At 68.9% G+C, this 19,186-nt stretch carries 19 protein-coding genes and 1 pseudogene; 13 read left to right on the top strand and 7 right to left on the bottom strand.

Annotated elements, in window-relative coordinates; genetic code table 11:
* Positions 1 to 157 precede the first annotated feature (157 nt).
* From ABH940_RS16850 to ABH940_RS16835, 4 genes are all read left to right on the top strand, one after another.
* A complete protein-coding gene (locus ABH940_RS16850; RefSeq protein ID WP_370105534.1) occupies positions 158 to 640 on the top strand; it encodes an ATP-binding protein in 483 nt (160 codons plus the stop codon).
* Positions 641 to 815: 175 nt separating this feature from the next.
* Positions 816 to 956 (top strand): hypothetical protein, encoded by a 141-nt coding sequence (locus ABH940_RS16845; RefSeq protein ID WP_370105533.1) that lies wholly within the window; start codon positions 816 to 818, stop codon positions 954 to 956.
* 620 nt (positions 957 to 1,576) lie between these two features.
* Positions 1,577 to 2,149, top strand: coding sequence for a hypothetical protein (locus tag ABH940_RS16840; RefSeq protein WP_370105532.1), 573 nt, complete (start codon positions 1,577 to 1,579; stop codon positions 2,147 to 2,149).
* A complete protein-coding gene (locus ABH940_RS16835) occupies positions 2,146 to 2,616 on the top strand; it encodes a hypothetical protein (protein ID WP_370105531.1) in 471 nt (156 codons plus the stop codon). The genes ABH940_RS16840 and ABH940_RS16835 overlap by 4 nt, the downstream gene beginning before the upstream one ends.
* A gap of 161 nt (positions 2,617 to 2,777) precedes the next feature.
* On the opposite strand, the gene ABH940_RS16830 is transcribed toward ABH940_RS16835, so the two are convergent.
* A complete protein-coding gene (locus ABH940_RS16830) occupies positions 2,778 to 3,845 on the bottom strand; it encodes a fatty acid desaturase (protein ID WP_370105530.1) in 1,068 nt (355 codons plus the stop codon).
* Positions 3,846 to 4,132: 287 nt separating this feature from the next.
* On the opposite strand from ABH940_RS16830, the gene ABH940_RS16825 reads away from it, so the two are divergent.
* Positions 4,133 to 4,321 carry a transposase gene (locus ABH940_RS16825; protein WP_370105529.1) on the top strand — a complete coding sequence of 63 codons (189 nt, stop codon included), beginning with the start codon at positions 4,133 to 4,135 and terminating at the stop codon, positions 4,319 to 4,321.
* 266 nt (positions 4,322 to 4,587) lie between these two features.
* Positions 4,588 to 4,716 (top strand): annotated as a pseudogene (locus tag ABH940_RS16820) (hypothetical protein); the annotation flags it as partial.
* Positions 4,717 to 4,848: 132 nt separating this feature from the next.
* On the opposite strand, the gene ABH940_RS16815 reads toward ABH940_RS16820, so the two are convergent.
* The gene (locus tag ABH940_RS16815; RefSeq protein WP_370105683.1) at positions 4,849 to 5,109 is read right to left on the bottom strand and encodes a hypothetical protein; all 261 of its coding nucleotides are present in this window, start codon (positions 5,107 to 5,109) and stop codon (positions 4,849 to 4,851) included.
* Between ABH940_RS16815 and ABH940_RS16810 the strand changes: the two genes are divergently transcribed.
* Positions 5,054 to 5,662: an integrase core domain-containing protein gene (locus ABH940_RS16810; RefSeq protein ID WP_370105528.1), complete on the top strand. Its 609-nt coding sequence runs from the start codon at positions 5,054 to 5,056 to the stop codon at positions 5,660 to 5,662. The genes ABH940_RS16815 and ABH940_RS16810 overlap by 56 nt on opposite strands.
* On the opposite strand, the gene ABH940_RS16805 is transcribed toward ABH940_RS16810, so the two are convergent.
* Together ABH940_RS16805 and ABH940_RS16800 are read right to left on the bottom strand one after the other, a co-directional pair.
* Complete coding sequence (locus tag ABH940_RS16805) at positions 5,581 to 6,486, bottom strand: hypothetical protein (protein ID WP_370105527.1); 906 nt, start codon at positions 6,484 to 6,486, stop codon at positions 5,581 to 5,583. The two genes, ABH940_RS16810 and ABH940_RS16805, sit on opposite strands and share 82 nt — an antisense overlap.
* 112 nt (positions 6,487 to 6,598) lie before the next feature.
* Positions 6,599 to 7,381, bottom strand: a complete 783-nt coding sequence (locus tag ABH940_RS16800) for a GntR family transcriptional regulator (RefSeq protein WP_370105526.1) — start codon at positions 7,379 to 7,381, stop codon at positions 6,599 to 6,601.
* 568 nt (positions 7,382 to 7,949) lie between these two features.
* Between ABH940_RS16800 and dapF the strand changes: the two genes are divergently transcribed.
* Positions 7,950 to 8,795, top strand: a complete 846-nt coding sequence (dapF, locus tag ABH940_RS16795; RefSeq protein WP_370105525.1) for a diaminopimelate epimerase — start codon at positions 7,950 to 7,952, stop codon at positions 8,793 to 8,795.
* Between the two features lie 221 nt (positions 8,796 to 9,016).
* Here the strand turns inward: dapF and ABH940_RS16790 are convergent, their stop codons facing one another.
* Positions 9,017 to 9,220: a hypothetical protein gene (locus tag ABH940_RS16790; protein WP_370105524.1), complete on the bottom strand. Its 204-nt coding sequence runs from the start codon at positions 9,218 to 9,220 to the stop codon at positions 9,017 to 9,019.
* Between the two features lie 1,239 nt (positions 9,221 to 10,459).
* Between ABH940_RS16790 and ABH940_RS16785 the strand changes: the two genes are divergently transcribed.
* From ABH940_RS16785 to ABH940_RS16775, 3 genes are all read left to right on the top strand, one after another.
* Positions 10,460 to 11,518 carry a helix-turn-helix domain-containing protein gene (locus ABH940_RS16785; RefSeq protein WP_370105523.1) on the top strand — a complete coding sequence of 353 codons (1,059 nt, stop codon included), beginning with the start codon at positions 10,460 to 10,462 and terminating at the stop codon, positions 11,516 to 11,518.
* Positions 11,519 to 11,532: 14 nt separating this feature from the next.
* Complete coding sequence (locus ABH940_RS16780) at positions 11,533 to 11,700, top strand: hypothetical protein (RefSeq protein WP_370105522.1); 168 nt, start codon at positions 11,533 to 11,535, stop codon at positions 11,698 to 11,700.
* A 290-nt stretch (positions 11,701 to 11,990) separates the two neighbouring features.
* Positions 11,991 to 14,081: a SpoIIE family protein phosphatase gene (locus ABH940_RS16775; RefSeq protein ID WP_370105521.1), complete on the top strand. Its 2,091-nt coding sequence runs from the start codon at positions 11,991 to 11,993 to the stop codon at positions 14,079 to 14,081.
* Between the two features lie 192 nt (positions 14,082 to 14,273).
* On the opposite strand, the gene ABH940_RS16770 is transcribed toward ABH940_RS16775, so the two are convergent.
* A complete protein-coding gene (locus ABH940_RS16770) occupies positions 14,274 to 14,516 on the bottom strand; it encodes a hypothetical protein (RefSeq protein ID WP_370105520.1) in 243 nt (80 codons plus the stop codon).
* Between the two features lie 400 nt (positions 14,517 to 14,916).
* Between ABH940_RS16770 and ABH940_RS16765 the strand changes: the two genes are divergently transcribed.
* Positions 14,917 to 16,152 carry a PucR family transcriptional regulator gene (locus ABH940_RS16765; RefSeq protein ID WP_370105519.1) on the top strand — a complete coding sequence of 412 codons (1,236 nt, stop codon included), beginning with the start codon at positions 14,917 to 14,919 and terminating at the stop codon, positions 16,150 to 16,152.
* A gap of 252 nt (positions 16,153 to 16,404) precedes the next feature.
* The gene (locus ABH940_RS16760) at positions 16,405 to 18,177 is read left to right on the top strand and encodes an FUSC family protein (protein WP_370105518.1); all 1,773 of its coding nucleotides are present in this window, start codon (positions 16,405 to 16,407) and stop codon (positions 18,175 to 18,177) included.
* A 286-nt stretch (positions 18,178 to 18,463) separates the two neighbouring features.
* Here the strand turns inward: ABH940_RS16760 and ABH940_RS16755 are convergent.
* A partial coding sequence (locus ABH940_RS16755; RefSeq protein ID WP_370105517.1) for a molybdopterin dinucleotide binding domain-containing protein occupies positions 18,464 to 19,186 on the bottom strand: 723 nt, incomplete at its 5' end.

Genomic DNA, 19,186 nt, shown 5'->3' with positions numbered 1-19,186 from the left:
ACAACCCGGTGGCCACGTCCGACTTCGGCAAGCTCGGCAAGGTCAGCCTCTTCGGCGGCTTCCGCCCGGTGGCACACCGCAGGCCCTGGGCGGCGGCGCGCAGGGACCCGGGGGCCGCCTCGTGGACCACCGCACGCTGCAGCGGCCGGGAGTACAGGTGTCCGGGCAGCGCCAGCTCGGCGTCCGCAACGTGCAGGTTCGCGGCTCTCCGGGCCCGGTAGGCGATCCGCGTCACCTCGACGCGACCCATCGTGGTGGCCAGCGGTCGCCAGTGCCGGCGCTCGGCGCGGGTGCGTACCCTCCCCTCCGCGCCGGTCACCTCCCGGTGGCGTTCCTCGGCGCGGGACCGGGCATCGAGCTGGTCCTGCATCAGGCCGTGGCCAACGCGGTCGAGCACACCGACACCGAAGAGGTGCGCGTGGTGATCCAGCACCACCCGCCCACCGGCCGCCTCATCTGCGCCGTCCACGACAGCAGCACAAACGTCCCGGCGGAGTCGGCCGAACGCCCGAGCCTCGACGCGGAGTCGGGCCGTGGCCTGCACCTGATGGAGTCCCTCAGCGAGGCGTGGGGCCACCTGGTCCGCCCAGACGGAAAGTGGACCTGGTTCAGCCTGCGCCCCTTTGGCGCGCAGAGCTGAACACCCCGAACGAGCCGAACTCGGAGCCCAGCATGGCAGCGAACAAGGAGCCGACCCTGATCCCCACCGAAGGGTCCGTCGCGGAGTTGCCGCCCCACGGCCGGCAGGGTCATGCTTCTCGTAGCCGAGGTACTCGGTCATTTCCGCTTCCAGGGCCCGCTCCAGCACGGCCCTGGTGATCTCCGTCAGCAGCCCGCCCTCCCAGCAGGGCCACCCCGCAGGCATCCGCGCGGTCCGTCCGCCGCTCGACGACCTCGTCCACCAACACGTCTTCGGCCAATTCTTCGACCGGCTCGGTCTTGTCCGCCATGACTGATCGTCCCGCCTTGCCACAGGACCGGGGCCGAGCCCTCGGCGAGACTGTCACATCACGGACTCACACGATCTTTCAGGCACGCTCGACTCACCGAGGCGAGGTTGGTCTCGAAGAGCTCCTGCAGGGGCAGACTGTCGGATGCGGTCATCGTGCTGGTCTCCTTCGGGCTTCGACACCTCGAAGATCAGCCGGTGGCCGTTCAACTATGCAGGCACCAACCCGATTCTGGAACAAATCCTGGATCACGTGGAAACCCCACACCACCTCCCACGACGCAACCGGACAAGGGGCTTGACCTCAGCAGCGCAGCCCCCGGACAGGGCGAAGCCGTCGCTGCCGTGTCCGTAGTTGTGCACGAGGTTGACGGGGTGAAGGTTGTGGCGGAGCCGATCTCGATCGCGCTGACTGTGTCCGGCACCACGTCTGGGGTGATCGGCGAGTCCACTGATCGTCACGCGCGCCTCCGCACGCCCCCAGCGTGCGGCAGTACCCCGTGCGCCCAGAGGGATGGTTGGTCTCGGCTCTGATGGAATCGATTCTGCGCACTCCCCGCTGAAGCCGCTTGCAATTAAAAGGCGTTGTAATCGTTGCTAATGAATGAGGCAGGCGTTTGTCAGCCTATGAACGCACTGCCGCCCGACGAGCGTGAAACTTCAGCCAAGATCGCGATTGACCTCGCCCGCGACGCCCAGACCGCCCTTGACCGGGGCGACTACCTCACTGCCAAGGCCCATGCGGATCTCGGACGCGTATACATCGGGCTGGCCTTCCCCCCGATTCCGACGATGCCCGCTCCTCGACAGGCCCCCGAGACGGAGGCAGAAGCAGAGGTCTGTATGCAAGAACCTCTCATCCTTGGCCCTGTCGCAGCACTGGAACTACCCGCGGTACCCGCCTCCTCGCAGTCCCAGACGCCATCTCACGCGCCCGATCTGCTAATTCGAGCCCACAAGTGCGTAGTTCAGGCTGGAGGCAAGATGTACAGCGCCAATCTCGCCGAGGCTCTGGGAATGACTCCACAGGCGCTGGGCTCCGAGCTGAGCAAGATCCTTCGCGAGGCGGGTGTCCGCCGTCCGGGCAAAGGCACGGTACGAGTGGGAACCGGGCAGCCTTTCCGGCTGGGCTTCTTGGCCGAGACCTTGGAAGCCGCCATCGCGATGTATCACGTCAAGGCCGCAGCAGTCGCCGCATGACCATCCAGTCCACGCACCGCTACGTCATTGCCGCCGTGCTTGCAGGTACGGTCGCTCTGCTGGCCGGTTGCTCGGCCATGGAGGTCAAGTCACCGCCGCAACAGAAGGCACGACTTCTCAAGGCAGCTGGCGTTCAAGCGTTCCGCGTCACGTGCACCAGTGACCTGTGGAACGAGACAAAGGCGTATGACGGTTCCATGGACAACGTCACCGTGGCGCATACCGAAGGGAAGGTCAAAACCTACCAGTTGACCGGACCCGAGCTGGTCTCCTACCTGGAAGCACTCGATCGGGAAGCACACGGTGGAGTCATGAACACTGGGGATAACCAGCCCGAGGCCACCCGGATGTACAACGCGCTTGCGCCCGTCGTAGACACCATCAGTTCTCGTCCCACCGCTGGTGCCCAGATCCCATCGGTCAACCTGGACGACACGGTGGCAGCCGCATCGCCCTCCCCTTCGTAGGTGCAGTTCCAGTTCCATTCACCTTCGTTCAGCGGCATCCGGTGGGCGGGCTGCCCGTATCTCTGCTGCAGCTCAGGACGGGGACGAATCCATCCGGAGTAGCGTTCCCGGGGCCCAGCCATTGCGGGCCGGTCCACTTTGCCACGTCAGCGACCCATGGGTTATTTGGTCGCTGACGTGGCAAGTGGCCCCAGCGCCCGGTGCGGCTCCGGCTTAGCCTGGAGCGCTTGGCGGTGGCGGCCGACGACGGAACTGGCACCGAGCATGAGAGCCCCGGGGGCGTAATATGGCAGCCCGAGCTGCCTCTCCAAGGCTGGCAGGTGGTTCCAGCGCACGCCGGGGTGGGCGGAGTGCGCGAAGTGGTGCAGGTCGCCGTACGGGAGCCAGGTCGAGGCGGCTAGCACGGCCAAGATACGGTTGCGCGGGTAGAGGCGCAGGCAGCGGCCTGCTTCGAGCTCGGCGTGGGTTGCTCCGGGCGGGGCGGAAGCGGGGTCGAACCAGGTGTGTTCGACCAGCAGGCTCAACCAGGCGAGTTGCGGGTAGAGCAGTAGGCGCGGGATCAGCCAGCCGAAGACGACGGCGGACCAGCCACCCACGGTGTAGGCAAGGGCGAGTACGAGCGCGACGGTGACGGCACGCAGCCGCGAGCCGGGCACGGGGCGCAGGTTCCGGGCCAGCGCAGAGATGTTGGCTGCGGCGCCGCGAGGGGTAAGCGGGTGGATGAGCGAGAGGGCGAAGCGCCCGGCGCCGACCCCAACGGTCAGTCCCGCGTCGGTGAGCTCGGCGAGGTTCGGGTCAATGCCTGCCACGGTGGCGTTGGGGTGGTGGTCGCGCACGTGCCGATGCCTTCGAACGGTCAGCGGAACGAAGCCGAGCGGGTGGTGCACGAGCGCCTCGCTCAGGAGCGTGCCGACCCGCCTGGTGCGGGTGAGCGCGCCGTGGACCGCGAAGTGCGAGACCTCTTGCAGGTGTCGGAGCTGGACGGCAACACCGATCGCCGCCGCACACCAGCCGAGCGGTCCTAGCTGGTCGGCTAGCATCCAGCAGCCGGCGATCTGGGTCCATTGACCGGCCATCAGTAGGGCCGGGGTGATGTCGTTGCTGCGGGCGCGCTGGTGTCGCATGAGAGCGGGCAGCCCGCCGTGGCCAGGGCGCTGGGCCGCCTGCCACAGGCGGTCGGCCTGGCGGAGGGCAACGCCGGCGACGGCGGTCACTAACCACAAGGGCATCGCGGGGCTCCAACAGAGATGGGAAGGGCATCGCGGAAAGAGGCACAAGGACATGCCCGACACCCAGCGTGATTCTAGTTAACTAGCTTTGGATTAGGGAGTCCTCTGGCGAAAAGGTTGCTGCTGCGACCGGAGACGGTAGTTCGCGGTTAGACAGGGTGGCTTGCGAGTGCAGCCCGGGGCGGGACGACTCAGCCTTCTGACCAGGGCTATCCGTGTCGCGCGTCAGACTATGTGGCAGGGCTCGTTTCTTGCGGGTCCTGCTGCGTGAAGGAGTCTGATCGTTCATGGCGAGGCCAGCGGCGGTGCCGCCGGAGGAGAAGGTCCGGATCGTGCTTTCGATCCTGGCCGGTGAGATAACGGTCGCCGAGGCCGCGAGGCGGGCGCAGGTGTCCGAGCAGTCGATCGGGAACTGGAAGCGGCAGTTCCTGGAGTCAGATCGGGCCGGGCTAGCCCGGGAAGTCCGGGCCCAGTAGCCGCGAACAGCAACTTGAGGCCCAGGTGGCCGACTTGACTCAGGCGTTGGGCGAGGCGGCGGTCGAGCTGCGGGTGTGGAAGAAGTCCGCGGAGGGCCGGCTGGGCCCTTCGAAGACCCTGAGGTGATCCGCTTGGACGCGGGCATGCCGACCGCGAGGTTCTACAGGTTGATCGGTGTCCCGAGCAGACCTGGCGCCGTCATCAGGCGCGCGCTCGTCGTGGGGCCGAGCCGCGGGGGCCGTGGCCGCGTCCTGCCCAGGAACGGGTGCGGGAAGCCGCTCGCCGGCACGCGCTCGCGCATTCGGCGTGGGGCCATCGGAAGGTCTGGGCGATGTGCCGTCATGACGGCCACGATGTGTCGCAGGCGACGGTGCTGCGGCTTCTGCGGGACGAGGGCCTGCTGCTGGAGGCGAACTACCAGCGCGAACGCAGGCAGCTCGCCGCCCGGCGCAAGGCGGCGTTCGCGACCGAGCCGACCGGCCCGAACCAGGTGTGGCAGCTGGACTTCTCCGAGTTCGAAACCACCTCAGGCGGCGTCTGGTGTCTGGCCGGCTGCCGGGACTACTGGTCGAAGTACGAACTCGGCTGGCACGTGGCCCCGACCGCGAACCAGCACGACGCGATCGCAGCGATCGAGCTCGCCCTGGCCGAGGCCGAGCGCCTGGCCGGGCACCGGCTGGTCGATCTGGCGCCGCGACGACGAGGGCGCCGTCCAGCCGCTGGTCACGATCGTGACGGACAACGGCAGCCCGTTCCGCTCGTTCCGGTTCGAGGCGTTCATCGCCACCCATCCGGAGTTGCGGCACGTGCGCACCCGAGTCCGCGCACCGGGCCAGAACGGTTCCCGCGAGCGCGGCTTCGGCTCGCTGAAGTACGAGAAGCTGTTCCTGGAGGAGATCCCCGACGCCCTCGAACTGGTCCGCCACGCCGAGGACTACCGGAGCGAGTACAACACCGTCCGCCCGCACGAGGCCCTGGCCTGGAACCGGCCCCACGACGTCCACACCGGAGCCGCCGACCCTTCGTCCCCAACTTTCCCGGCCGCCAAATCATGTCAGCAAGTTGACGCGGGACATCCGCAGCAGGAGAACTGTCGCCGTGTAGCGATCCGCAAACCGTCGCGTCCTGGGCTCGCAAACTACGATGTCCGGCCACCTCGTGACCTGCGAGCTCTCGCGCGGGCCTCGCGAACTATCGTGTCCGGACACAGCTGCCCCCGCCGGGACGAGCCGGCAGGGGCAGCAGTCAGGAGCTCGGGCTACAGGCCAGTGGCGGCCTTGGCCTTGATCCCGTCCCACTGGGCGCCGCTGATCAGCATGGGGCGAACAGCGGCCTCATAGCCCTGGAGTGTGAAGGTGGCGGATGCACTGCCGTGTCCCCAAACGGACTCGAACCGGCCGGTCCAGCGCTCGACCTGACGGAAGTACACCGAGCTGCGACCTCGGGTGTAGTCGGCGTCGCCCTGTTCCTCTTCGACCAGGACGGCGGCGGCGGAGAAGACGACGAAGTCGACGGCCTGATCTGCGCGCAGCCGGTCGCGGACGGCGATGCCGCAGGTGACGCCAAGGCTGCGGTGGTGGTCGACGAGTTCCAGGAGACGGCGGGCATAGTCCTCGCGCGCCAGGTCAGCGAGGTAACAGATGAACAGCCTGTTGACTTGGCCGCCGTCCTCGATGAAGCGGCGGTTCGCGTTCAGATACTCCCGCCGCTGGGTGAGCAGGTTGGGTGAGGTCGTGAGGTCCGCGGCCAGCACCCGGCGCGGCTGGGACTGGGAGGACTGGAGTGTGGCGAAGAGCATCACCGACAGGCGGGCGACCTCAGTCGCGTAAACCTGCAGGTGGCCGTCGGCGATGTCGCCGAAGTTGTCGATGAGGTCCTGCTCGAGCTGAGAGCGCATCAGGTCGAAGAAATGGCCGTCGCTCATCAACTTGGTGTTCGCACGCCGCAGCTGAAGATACGCCGACCGAGTCCACAACAGGGTGGCGAACAGCAGCAGGACCACCACCGTCTCGACCACGAACAGCACTTTCAGGTTGACCAGGTGGCTGAACAGCCCGACGAATGGGGTGATCAGTCCGACGACGGCCAGGACGTTTCCGACCGTCGGCGATCCGATGGCCTTCATGGCCTGGTCGAGTGGTCCGTGGCTGGGTGTGTTAGGCATCGTGTGGTCCTCCCCCGATCAATTCGACCGGCCCATGATTCCGAAGTTGACGCGGCCCCCACAAGCGAACGGGCTACTCCCACCCTGCGGGGAACCGGTTGTTGACGTGTGCTCAGTCCCCGCTGCCGAAGACCGGCAGCTCGTAGGCGATCTGCCAGCCCAGATCCGGGACGAGGATGTCCGCGGTCTCCACCGCCGTGCCATCGCCAGCGAAGTAGGTGCGCTCGATCAGGGTCGCCGCGGTGCCCGCCGGGACTCCGAGCTGCAGTGCCTGCTCCCGGTCGACCTGGGCGGGCCGTGGAATCTCGACCGCGCGGGTGACCGTGATGCCGATGTGGGCCATGCGCGCGACAACGCCGGCCCCGGCCAGTGGGCCGCCCTCGGGCAGCACGACAACCGTCCCCCCGGTAACGGCCATCGGCTCCCAGCTCGCGGAAAGCATGACGGGCTGTCGGTCGGCCAGGAACTCGTACCGGGTCCGCACAGTCAGCTCGCCCTCGGCGATGCCGAGCCGGGCCGCGATCCCGGCGGGGGCAGGCGTCTTTGCCTCGCTGTGCGACTCCCAGGTGCCGACCATCCCAAGCGCAGCCATCTCTGCCTTGAATAGTCCCCCACCGCTTCGGCCACGGGCCGCGCTCCGCAGCAACCGGCGCTGTGTGCGCGGAGCGCTCACGTAGGTTCCGGATCCGGCGCGGCCCTCAAGCAGTCCCTCGGAGATCAGGAGTTCCTGGGCGCGGCGGACCACGTTCTCGCCGACTCCGCCCATAGCGGCACCGAGCTCGGCCCGGGACGGGAGTCGATGACCGACCCCCCAGGAGCCGTCAGCGATCCAGAGGCGCATCCGGGCAGCCACATGCAGATAAGGGGCCACCTGCGCTGATTGGTCGTCAACCATGTGCCGCGTCCTTGGTCCGCCGGTCCTGCACTCGATTGACAATCTAGTCCACTAGCTTGAATCTAGTTAACTAGAACTACGGTTAGTAGTCGCAAGCGGAACGGACGGGACCCACAATGAGCCGCAGCCGGCAGGCGGCAGCCGAGCACGCGCGGGAGCGACTCAGCGCACTGGCGCGTACTACGGCCAGAACCGTCCAAGAGCACTCCGGGCTGCGGGTCGAGGTCGAGGTCACTCCAGCCGCTCGTGAGCACTGGGATGAGCTTCTCCGGGTCCTGACCAACGGCGATACCTTCGGCCTGGAGGACACCGCACAGGGACAGGTCGCCTGGCTGCGCCTGTGCACCGAGCAGGGCTCCTCCACTGACGCCGCTTGCCGCGCGTCTTCCTCCGGACGCGCTGACCCGGACGCGCCCAAGAGCTCCACCACCACGCCCCGCCGCGAGAGGCGGCATGAACACTGTCCAGGCCGGGAATCCCCTGGCCCAGACCACACCGCAGGTGGCCCTGCCGACACGCCGTGTGTCTGCAACCAGTGCACCTGCGGCACGGATCCGGGGACCGAGTAGTGGCCGACACGCTTAGGTGGTGGAAAGGTCACGGCGCGGAGAACGACTTCATCGTGCTACCGGACCCGGACAACGATCTCGATCTGACCTCGGAGCTGGTACGGCGATTGTGCGACCGTCGGCGCGGGGTGGGCGCAGACGGACTACTGCGCGCGGTCCGCTCGGCCGCACACCCGGATTCACGCGACATGGGCGACGCAGCAGAGTGGTTCATGGACTACTGGAACGCCGACGGCAGCCAGGGCCAGATGTGCGGCAACGGCATCCGCGTTTTCGCACGCTGGCTCGCAGAGGCACAGCGTCTCGGCGCAGGGCCGCTGGTTGTCGCCACCAGGGTCGGCACCCGGACCCTGCACCTAGCCACTGGCGCGGGCCAGATCACTGTTGAGATGGGGACCCCGATCCTGCCCGCCACCGGGCCGGTCCGGGTGACCGCTGGGGAGCGAACGTGGCCAAGCACGGCAGTGGACATGGGGAACCCGCATGCCGTCGCCTTCGTGGACGACCTCGCCGAAGCTGGTGACCTGCTCACTCCGCCTCGGATCGACCCAGCGGGCACCTTCCCCGACGGCGTGACGGTCGAGTTCGTCGTGCTGCAGCCCGACGGGACGCTGGCGGTGCGAGTCCATGAGCGAGGTGTCGGTGAGACCAAATCCTGCGGCACCGGGGCCTGCGCCGTTGTGGCAGCCTGGCGCCACCGCAACGACGTGACCGAGCCGGGCGACTACACGGTCCGGCTACCCGGCGGCGACCTGCACGTCACAGTGTTGGCGGACAGCACCACACGGCTGACTGGACCCGCGGTCCTGACCGCCTGGGGCACGGCCACAGGACTGGTCCTCTAACCACCACGGGTCATCTCGGCCAAGCCGGGGACGACGCCTGTGTCGGCCCCGGCCCGGTGCACAGAGCCGCGAACACCGCCGCTGGCAGCAGCCGCAGCGCCCCGGTATCCACCGACGACACCCCGCAAGACGCTTCGCGACGGCACTCTCGACCACGCGCCCACAGCAGCGCGACGAAGGAGATAGAGGGCACCTTCTAGCAAAATGCACCCACCATCCCGTCAGCCCTGTTCGAGGTATCCTCCCTGCGCCCGCAGACAGGCGCGCTGGGCCCGGCTCCGACCGCCGAAGAAGTCGGCGGCCCAGCGCACGTGGTTGGTCACGCTGCGCAGACTCATGCCCAGTCGCTCGGCAATCGCGCTGTCCGTGTAGCCGCTGACCGCGTACTGTCGGCGTCTGACGAAGGTGCCAACTTCAGGTGACATCACGAGTGGGTCTGGCTGAAGTAGCGTCAGCATGCAGGCGGGGGTGCCATATAAAGGCCCGTGGGAGGTCCCCGGCGGGGACGTCGAAGCGGATGAGTCCCCGCCGCGAGGCCGCAGTCCGGGAGGTCGAGCAGGAGCTGGGCCTGTCCTGTCGGCCGGAGCGGATCCTTGCGGCGGGCTGAGTGCCTCCGCGCCGGGAGCGCTGCGAGGGCGTCATCACCGTCTCCGACAGGGGCGTGCTGACCCCGCAGGACGTCACCGGTATTCGGCTGCCGGCCGAGGAGCTGCGGGGGTTCGTCTTCGTGGAGCTCGACCAGGCCGAGCTGCTGGCCTGGCGGGTCCGCGGGCGCGTCCGGGTTCTCGGGGCTCAGGAAGGCGGTGACACCACCGCCTGGCCAGGTGCCCAAGTCGGCTGCGGCGGGCCGCAGTCCGTGCACTGGGGTGATGCGGATGCAGGCGGTTGCGCGGATCCACTAGCAGGCAGTCCGCGCTGGAGCAATTTTCCGCAACGGGAGCGGTCAATGTTTCGCTTTCTTCTGTGCAGACTCCCTGGGCATATGCAGAAAAAGCGAATTGATAGGCGATATGTGCCGGTTCGCCTGCGACTCAGCGTGAGGCTACGGTCGCGATCAAGCAGGGCGGGCGGGCCCAGCGGTTCTGATCCAACCGCTGGGTGGGCCCGCACGCCCCTTTGTCTCCGACAACCAGGAGGACTCCTTTGCCAGGCTCCCCATGGCCGCCACCAGGCAAGTTGCCGCAGCAGCCCACCGATGGGTACCACCGTAGCGGTCGCGACGAAACCCACGGCTCGATGAACCAAACGGGCACGCACCTGCAAAGTTGGTTCGTTTCGCGCACCGCCGCTCCAACTTCCTTCCGGGCACCTGTCTGCGAGCGCGACAGGCAGCGGAGCCATCGCCCCCGCCGCAGCGCAGCCTGCTTCCGCTTCCCGAAGCGCAGCAAGCGAGGGCATCGAACGGCGGACGGATACCTTGCGGCGGCGACGAAACTCCGCCGCGCGTTCCGGCCGGAGATGCCAGGGAGCAGCCGATGAACGCCACAGGTACGTGCAGGATGTGCGGACTACCGGTAGTGCGGCGGGCCACTGGCCGCCCGCCCCTCTACTGCGGCACCCGCTGCCGCCAGGCGGCCGGCGCCGAACGCGCCCGGCACCGTGACGGACCCCGGACGCCCACGCGGGCCCGTGCCGCTGCGGAGCATGAACTCCAGGCAGAGCAGATGGAACTGACCATCGAGCACATCAAGGACGTGCATGATCGACTGCGCCAGGTGACGCGCTGCATCAATCAGGACGACGGCCGTGCCATCGACGCGCTGCCGCAACTGGTCGAGGTTCAAAAGACGCTCGACCGCGTAATGGATGCCCTGGTCTCCCGGGCCTCCTACCAGAACGCCTCTTGGAAAGAGATCGCCAAGCTCCTGGGCAAGAGCACGGAAACGGTGCGCAAGACGTTCGCCCCATCCAAAGTCGCCAACCGCCTCGGGCAGCTGCTTCGGCGTCGCCGCACCGGTGAGAAGCGCACCGATGGCGCGGGTCCCCCGGGCCAGGCGCCTGCCGAGCTGGCGACGATTTCCGCCGCGTCAAGCAGCCTGTCCCTCAACCGGCTCGCCCCCGAGCTCTCCGCGATGGCGCGACGGTCCAGAATGCCCCAGCGGATCCTCGCCGAGCGTGTGGGCTGCTCGCCCTCGTTCCTTTCACGTGTCCTGAACGGAGACCGCCTGCCGTCTTGGAGCCTGACGGAGCGGCTTGGCCAAGCCCTCGGCGCCGACCTCAGGGCACTCCGCGCTGTATGGGAGGGCGAGAAGCTGCGTGACAGGTCGTCACGCCCCACCCTGCTGCCAGCCAAGCCTGGCGCGTCCGAGGCTTTGCACGTCCTGCGCACAGCCATGGAGATCCTCCACATCCGCTCCGGCGGGACCCGACTGGACACCCGGGTGCTGCCCACGCGCTGGCGCCTCGTTGAGACCCGATACGCGGCCTTCCGGGGCGCCACGACGGTCCCGCACTGGGGCGATGTGAAATTCCTGGCCAACGCCCTCGGCGGGGACACCGAGCAGTTTCGGAAGCTGTGGCAGCAAGCCGAAAGCCAGGCACGGGAAGCCGTCAACCCCGGCAGGATCCCAGACCCGGCCACCGCACCGAGCGCCCTTCGCCGCCAGTCGCAACGCGACCGAGTGCGGATCGCGGACGTCAGCGAAGTGCTCTACTTCCACGAGACCAGGGAGAAGGACCGCCTCGTCCAGCGGGAGGCACAGCGCAAGGCCATTCAATCGTGACCAGGAGCACCAACATGGCACCCACCCCGCAGACACCACCCGGGCCCAAAGAGCACCCCTCGAGCTGGCGCACCACCCTGGGCCGCTACGGGCGGGCCGCCCTGCGCAACGCCGTGAACGGCGCCGGATACGCAGCCGGCGCCGGCACCGTCGGCCTGCTCTTCTGGTGGCTCCAGCGATAGACACGTGGGCGGGTGGACAGCTCCGCCCGCCCACGGTCGAGTGCCCAGCGCGGCGGGCCCCGCTCTCGCTACTCTCACGGCAGCGTCCCCGTTCTCTGCCACCTGTTCTCCATGCTGCGCGCCCTCGACGCGCCCCACTATTCGGCCCCGCAGGCCGCCGGCCGGAAGTCGACGTCCCGTCGAGTCGTCTTCCCGTCAGATCGTGTGGCATGGGGACGCGGCGCAAAATGTAGGCAAGGACCGGCCGATCTCACATTTTTCGGGCGGGGCTTGCTGAAGGGAGGCTGCGAATGCCGGCAGATGAGTCGCCACCGAATCAGGAGAGCGATCAAGGCTCCGGCCCGGAGCCCGCGCCGCCTGGCGGACTGCTGGACCTGCTGGGTGTGGCGGCCGTGGTGGTCGACGGGAACGGGCGGATCGTGTTCTGGAGCCCGCAGGCCGAGGACGTCTTCGGCTACTCCGCGCCCGAGGTGCTGGGCCGGCACGCGGCCCACATCCTGGTCCGCGGTGACCACCACCATCTCGTGGCCAGGCTGTTCGCGGAGGTACTGAACACGGGCGCAACCTGGGCCGGCGCGTTTCCGATCAGACACAAGGACGGAAGTACGCGCATGGTGGAGTTCCGCAACATGCGGCTGCTGGACGAAGCCGGCGGCGCCTACGCGCTGGGGATCGCCGCGGACCAGGGCAAGCTCAAGCAGGTCGAGACCGAACTGGCACTGTCGCGACGTCTGGTGTCCCAATCCCCCATCGGTCTCGGGCTGTTGGACACCGAGCTGCGGTACCTGCTGGTGAACCCCGCCCTGGATCGCATCACCGGTGTGCCTGCCGCCGAACACATCGGTCGGCTCCCGCACGAGATACTGCCGTTTCAGCATGTCGAGACGATCGAGTCCGCGCTGCGGCAGGTCCTGCGCACCGGCGTACCGATGATCGACCAGTACCTCGTCGGCCGCACGGCTGACGGGCTCGGCCATGACGAGGCCTGGTCCGTGTCGTACTACCGCCTCGAGGGGCCCGGGGGGCGGGTGATGGGCGTGGCGCACTCGGTCGTCGATGTCAGCGAGCGCCACCGCGCGGCGATGGAGGCCGAGCGCGTCCGGCGCCGGCTGGTGCTGATCGCCGACGCCTCGGCCCGGGTGGGCTCGACGTTGGAGGTGGAGCGGACGGCCAAGGAGCTGGTCGAGGTGGCGGTTCCCGACCTCGCCGACATGGCTGCCGTGGACGTGCTTGATGCCGTCCTCGCGTTCCGCCGCAATGGGGATCGCAGCGAGGGCCCGGAGCTGTTCCGGGCTCTGGCCGTTGCGTCCGCCTACCCCACGGAGGCCACCGACGCCGCGGACCAGGTCGGCGAGTTCGCCACCTACGGGGCCGATCGCCTGATCACCCAGTGCGTGCACACCGGGCGGCCGGTCCTGGTGGCCCAGGTCGGCGCGGTGGACCTGCTGCGCATCGCACGCGACCGCGCGGCGGCGGCGGACTTCGACCGGGCCGGGGTTCACTCCTATCTCGCCGTTCCCCTGATCGCCCGCAACGAGGTGCTCGGTGCCCTCGACCTGATGCGGGCCCGTAATCCGCTCCCGTTCGACGAGGACGACGTGCTGCTCGCGGGCGAGCTGGCGGCCCGCGCCGCGGTGGCGATCGACAACGCGCGTTGGTACGAGAGCGTCCGCAACGCTGCGGAGACCCTGCAGCGCAGTCTGCTGCCGGACGTGCCGCCGCAGCTCACAGGCCTGGCCGTCGCCTCCCTCTACCAGCCCGCCCAGGCCTCGGTCGAGGTGGGCGGGGACTGGTACGACGTCATCCCGCTGGGGGGCGAGCGAACCGCACTGGTCGTGGGGGACGTCATGGGCAACGGCATCGACGCGGCCTCGACGATGGGGCGTCTGCGGACGGCAACGCGCGCCTACGCCGATCTGGACCTGGCCCCGGAGCAGGTGCTGCAACACCTCGACAAGATCACCGGCAGGCTGGAACACTACATCGCCACCTGCCTGTACGCGGTCTACGACCCGCGGCGCGGCGAGTGCCTGATCTCGAATGCGGGCCACCTGCCGCCCGTGCTGCTGCGTGCCGGCCACCGCCCCGAGCTGCTGGACCTGCCCTCCGGAGCGCCGCTGGGCGTCGGCGGGGTCCCTTTCCACGCCACGGCCTTCAGGTTCAGCCCCGGGGACCGGCTGATCCTGTACACCGACGGCCTGGTGGAGACGCGGCACCAGCCCATCGACGAGCGGCTCACTGCCCTGCTCGATGTCCTCGACGGTTCGCTGAGACCGCTGGAGGAGACCTGCCGGTGGCTGGTGGAGACGCTCCGGGATCCTGACGACCACGACGACGTGGCCGTCCTCGTCGCCGAGGCGCACCCCACGCCCCAGCCGTAGACGGCGGCCCGGCACAGCGTCGTTCCGCATCGTCCGGGCTCGCGTCCGCGCGCTCGGCGGGAGCTCCCGGAATGCGCTCCGGGAGGGCGGTGGCACGCTGGTCAGCGACAAGGTCCTGCTGGAGTTCGACGTGTCCGCCATCAAGCAGCCGTGACACGGTTGCCGGCGCGTCGACTGCCGGGGATGTCCGCCTCAGCGGTCCGCGGGATCGACCGGGTCGACGAGGAGCATCCGCTCGCCTCGCCTGTCGAGTAGCTCAAGTGCCGCCGGCGCGGCACGGCCGCGCAGGTCGAAATGCTCCCGGATGTCGGTCAGAGCCGTGGGCAGGGCGGCCTCGGTGTCTTCGGACAGCAGACCCTTTTGCTGCCAGTGGAGTTCGAGCAGCCACTGGGCCGCGGCCTGTTCCCGGCGCGCAGGGGTGCCGCGGACCTCCACATCCAGTCAGTCGAACACTGCGACGATCGCTTTCAGGTCCTCATCGTCCATCAGGTCCGGGTCCTGCTCCACCAAGGCGTCGATCATCTGCCAGTGGCGCACTCCTGCTTGCCTTTCGGTCAGTGGTGGAACCCTGCGTAGGGGCATCGGGGAGGGGCTGCGTGTGCGGTCGAGGTAGTGGACGCTGGTTCCTCATTGGCCGCCTTCCCTCCTTTCCTCCTCGTGCCATGTACGGATGCGATGCCGTGTGCAGATACGGACGATCATGGCGAAAGGGCGCCCGGTCGAGCCATAGCGACGGCGACACAGTTCACTGTCGCCGACCACAGAGAACTTCTGTCCGCTGTGTCCCGGCGACGAGGATCGCGCGGTGTCGGGGGCGCTGGCCTAGGCTCGAAGAGTGCCCGATCCGGCTTCCTCCGACCCCGTGCTCGCCGACATCGCCGCTTCACTGCGTGGGCGGCGCGACTCGCTCGTCGACGCAATGGCCGATCTCATCGTCCGGGAGATCGAGTTCTACCGCACTGCCGTGGTCAGCCGGGAGGATCTCCTGAAGGGACTGCGCGGCAGCGTCGACTTCCTCCTCGCGCATCTGACCGCCCCTTCGGCACAGTCGGCCGACGTGAGGGCCCCGAGCGCGACCGGCAGACGGCGAGCCCTGCAGGGAGCGCCGCTGCCGGAGGTCCTACGGGTGTATCGCCTGAGCTTCGTCTACTTCTGGGAGCAGCTTCTGGCCGAGGCGCAGGCGCGTGGCGAGCACACGACGCGGGCGCTACTCGCGGCGGCTACGCGGCTCTGGGGTCTGTCGGACGTCTACGCGCTTGCCCTCACTGACGCCTACCGTGAGGCGATGGCCGAGCAGATGCTGGAGACAGCCCGCCGCCGCGCCGGCCTGGTCGCCGCGCTCGTAGACGGGGAACTGCCGGGCGGTAGCTCCGTGTGGGAAATCGCCCACATGCTGGATTTCCCGTACCAGGGCACATTCGTGGTGCTGACGGCTGAGGTGGTCAGGGCCTCCGAGCCGCCTCTGGCAGGCCTTGAGTCCAAGCTGCGGGCCCTGAAGGTCAGATCGGCCTGGCGAGCGCAGCCGGCGCATGAGATCGGCGTCCTTTCCCTGCCCGCGCTTCCCATGGCCTTCATCCTGGACGCGATCGGCGCGTGCGCGACCGGGCGCGTCGGGGTAAGCCCCGTCTACCACCAGCTCGACCACAGCGAGAGGGCGCTGCAGTACGCCCAGGTGGCCCTGGAGTCCCTGCCGCCGCAGGCGGCGGCGCTCCGCCAACTCGACGACACCCCGCTCAGGGATCTGGTGATGACCAACCTGGATGCCACCCGACACACCGTCAACCGCGTGCTGGGCGGCCTGCTGTCACTACCCGAGGAAGAACGCGCGAGGCTGCTGACCACCGCGCAGGCCTGGCTCGCAGCGGGAGGCTCGGCCGCGGAGACAGGACAGGTGCTGCACTGCCACGAGAACACCGTGCGGTATCGCATGCGCCGCCTGGAGGAGAACCTACGCGGCTCACTGGACGACCCGGTGATCGTCGCCGAGCTCGCCCTCGCGCTGGACGCGATCGGGACCTTCCCATCCCTGCTGGAGCAGTTCACCGCGCCGCAAGGGGGACGCTCACTCTAGGCTCCCCGGCGCTCGCCGAAGGCCGGGGGCCGAGGCCGTGTGCAGCATCTCCGAACTGCGCAGCGCCATGTACGGCTCCTGGTCGGCCGGGTGGCCGTCGTCGATGGCGCGTTGACGGTCGAGCTCGGGGTTGATCTCAGCGCCGAGGAGGAGAGTCAGATCTCAAAGCCACAGCCAGATCAGGAACGTGATGACGGCGGCCTGACTCCCGTAGACACGGACCACCTGCGGCTGGCCTGGTATACAGCGGGTATGTCCGCTCCTCACCGCCAACCCTCCGCCGCGCCAGGACGTATCGGCGTCCACCTGGCGAGGGCGCTGGCGCGAGAGATGTCCTCGCGGGGCGTGCTGGTACTGCAGCCGGTGGACGGCGCCCTGCTGTTCGCCGTGCGCGCGGCCACAGCCATGGCGATTCCGGCGCTGCCGATCGCACTGGCCGGACAGTCCAGGCTCGCCGTGTACGCGATGCTGGGGGCCTTCACCACGGCGTTCGGCCGGAACATGCCCTACCGACGGCGCGCTTGGGTCCTGGCCGCCGTGGCGTTGGCCATGACGACGGCGGTGGCCGCCGGGTCGGCCCTCGCCGCGCTGGCCCGACCCGCGGCGGGCGGAGAAGGCGCGGTCGTGGTGATCGCCGTCACCGCCGCCGTCGCGGGGACGGCGAAGTTCGCCTGCGATGCCGCCCGGTTGAGCGGACTGGGCGCGGTCCTACTCCTGTTCTCCTTCGCGGTCGCGGCGAACGGCTCGGCCACCGGCGCGGACATCGGACCACAGACCGGGGTTGCGGCGGCTGGCGCGGCATCGGCGTGGGTCTTGTCGTTGGTCGGGTGGCTGTGGCATCCCGATCGCCCACAGCGTCTCGCAGTGGCCGCCGCCCTGCGGGCCGTGGCCGACGTGGTGGGCATCCGCGAGCCGGGCGAAGTCGCACCGGCCGCGCGGCAGCGGGCCACCGTTGCCGTACTGCAGGCGTATCGCACCCTGGGCGCCCAACTGCCCACAGCTGCCGAGCGGGAAGCACGTGGTGGGGTCTGTGTCCGGCTGGCGGACCTGTCCTGGTCATTGTTGATCAGCTCGGCGAGGCAGCCGCAGCTCGAGCGGGCCGTGGTCGCGCGGCAGTTGCGCGCCCAGGTCCGTCTCCTGGTCAACGGGCGCCGTCGATCGCCGGTGCTGCTTGCCGAGCTTCGTCTGCGCTCCGTCCCAGAAGCGACGGGCGGGGCCTGCTCGTGCGCAGCCCGGACCCGTCGGTCCCCCGTCGAGGGCGCCGCCGGCCTTCGCGCGGCCGAACTCATCACGGGCCATGCGCCCGACCACTCCCGTCATCTGGCTGTTCTCATCGTGCCTGCGCTGCGGATGGCGCTGGGCACCGGCGTGGCCGGCGGGCTGGCACTGACGCTCGGTCTCGGACACGGCTACTGGGCGGCGATCTCAGCAGCCGCCGTGCTGCACTCGGTCAACCTGCGCACGACCGCACAGCGGGCCGTGCAACGGACCCTCGGCACGCTCGCAGGGCTGCTGATCGCCATCGCGGTCCTGGCCGCCGGCCCGGACACGACGGTCCTCGCAATGGCGATCGTGCTTTTGGAGTTCTCACTCGAATACTTTGTCGCGCGCAACTACGCGCTCGGCGTTGTCTTCCTCACCCCGCTGGCACTGCTGATGAGCGAACTGGCCGCGCCGACCTCGACCGAGGACCTGATCCTCGACCGCGGCTTGAGCAGCCTGCTGGGCATCGGCGTCGGCCTCCTGTGCGCGCTACTGGTCGCGCGCGACCGCGCCGCCGTCCGCGTGGAGCGAGCACTGCTCGCCTGCCGCCAGGCCTGCGACCGTGCGGAACGGCCGCAGGCGGTCGGGGCCGTCTCGCTCCAGCCGGCTCAGATGCGCCTCGCCGCCGCAGTCGTCGAACTGCGTGAGGCCGACGACGCGGCGGCCGGCGAACTGCTGCAGGCCGGGGTGGACCCAGCCGTGCTCGCCGCCGAGGAACAGCGTGCCTACGCACTGCTGGACCGGATGCTCCATGGAGGCTGAAGTGAGCCACCAGTCGACAGGGTGCCCATACCCGCCGGCGACGTCGGACTGCAGTACGTGATCTGGACTGTGACCGACCCCGACGCCCAGAGCCCGTGCGAGCAACTCCTGAACACAGGGGCGACACACACCTCAACCCGGCACGTCGACGGTTTCACCGTCGTCGAAGGGCTGCGACCCGAGCGCACCACGCCACGAGATCATGAATCGGATCTACGCCTGGTAGGCCACGTTCATCGGCACTCCGGAGGCCGGTCGAAGCTCGCCTGTTGCCGACTTGGTCAGGTCAGGCCAGGTGCGCGGGCTCCGCCCGGTCCGGCGGTGCGTGGATAGGCTCGGAGCGCACCACGGTGACCTTGAGGTGCTTCATGATCGGCTGGTCGCTCTGCGTGCTGTAGTCGCCGATCGCGCAGAGCACGTTCATCTCCGGCATGTACCCGGCCGCGCAGCCGCGCGGGATGTCGTACGGGATCGCCAGGTAGCCCTGGACCGAGCGCTTGGAGCCGTCACGCGCGGTCGCGACGATGTCGACCGGGTCGAACTCGGTGATGCCGCGCTCACGCATGTCGTCCGCGTTCATGAAGACCAGCGTGCGCAGGTTCTTGACGCCCCGGTAGCGGTCGTTGTCCGAGTAGATGGTGGTGTTCCACTGGTCGTGCGAGCGCATCGTGCCCAGCGCCAGCATGCCGGGCGCAGGGACGACGTCGGGCAGCGGCGCGGCGGAGAACTCGGCCCGGCCGGAGGGGGTGAGGAAGACCAGCTCGCGCGCGGGCTGCTTGATCCGGAAACCCAGCGGCAGCCGGACCCGGCGGTTGAAGTCCTCGAACCCGTCCAGCACCTGGGCCATGGTCTCGCGGACGCGGTCGTAGTCCTCGACGTACCACTCCCACGGCGTGCTGCTCTGCGGCAGCGCGGCGCGTGCGATGCCCGCGATGATGGCCGGTTCGGAGAGCAGGTGCGGCGAGGCCGGGCGCTTCATGCCACGGGACAGGTGCACCATGCTCATCGA

Origin of the sequence: Streptacidiphilus sp. BW17, from assembly GCF_041262485.1 — a bacterium.
In the GTDB taxonomy this organism is placed as follows: Bacteria; Actinomycetota; Actinomycetes; order Streptomycetales; family Streptomycetaceae; genus Streptacidiphilus.
This window is presented reverse-complemented; position numbering and strand designations above follow the sequence as displayed.

Coding starts and splice junctions, on each gene's coding strand:
- ABH940_RS16840 (WP_370105532.1), top strand. CDS start 1,577: ATGAACGCACTGCCGCCCGACGAGCGTGAAACTTCAGCCAAGATCGCG.
- ABH940_RS16835 (WP_370105531.1), top strand. CDS start 2,146: ATGACCATCCAGTCCACGCACCGCTACGTCATTGCCGCCGTGCTTGCA.
- ABH940_RS16830 (WP_370105530.1), bottom strand. CDS start 3,845: ATGCCCTTGTGGTTAGTGACCGCCGTCGCCGGCGTTGCCCTCCGCCAG.
- ABH940_RS16825 (WP_370105529.1), top strand. CDS start 4,133: ATGGCGAGGCCAGCGGCGGTGCCGCCGGAGGAGAAGGTCCGGATCGTG.
- ABH940_RS16805 (WP_370105527.1), bottom strand. CDS start 6,486: ATGCCTAACACACCCAGCCACGGACCACTCGACCAGGCCATGAAGGCC.
- ABH940_RS16800 (WP_370105526.1), bottom strand. CDS start 7,381: ATGGTTGACGACCAATCAGCGCAGGTGGCCCCTTATCTGCATGTGGCT.
- ABH940_RS16790 (WP_370105524.1), bottom strand. CDS start 9,220: ATGTCACCTGAAGTTGGCACCTTCGTCAGACGCCGACAGTACGCGGTC.
- ABH940_RS16785 (WP_370105523.1), top strand. CDS start 10,460: ATGGAACTGACCATCGAGCACATCAAGGACGTGCATGATCGACTGCGC.
- ABH940_RS16780 (WP_370105522.1), top strand. CDS start 11,533: ATGGCACCCACCCCGCAGACACCACCCGGGCCCAAAGAGCACCCCTCG.
- ABH940_RS16775 (WP_370105521.1), top strand. CDS start 11,991: ATGCCGGCAGATGAGTCGCCACCGAATCAGGAGAGCGATCAAGGCTCC.
- ABH940_RS16760 (WP_370105518.1), top strand. CDS start 16,405: ATGTCCGCTCCTCACCGCCAACCCTCCGCCGCGCCAGGACGTATCGGC.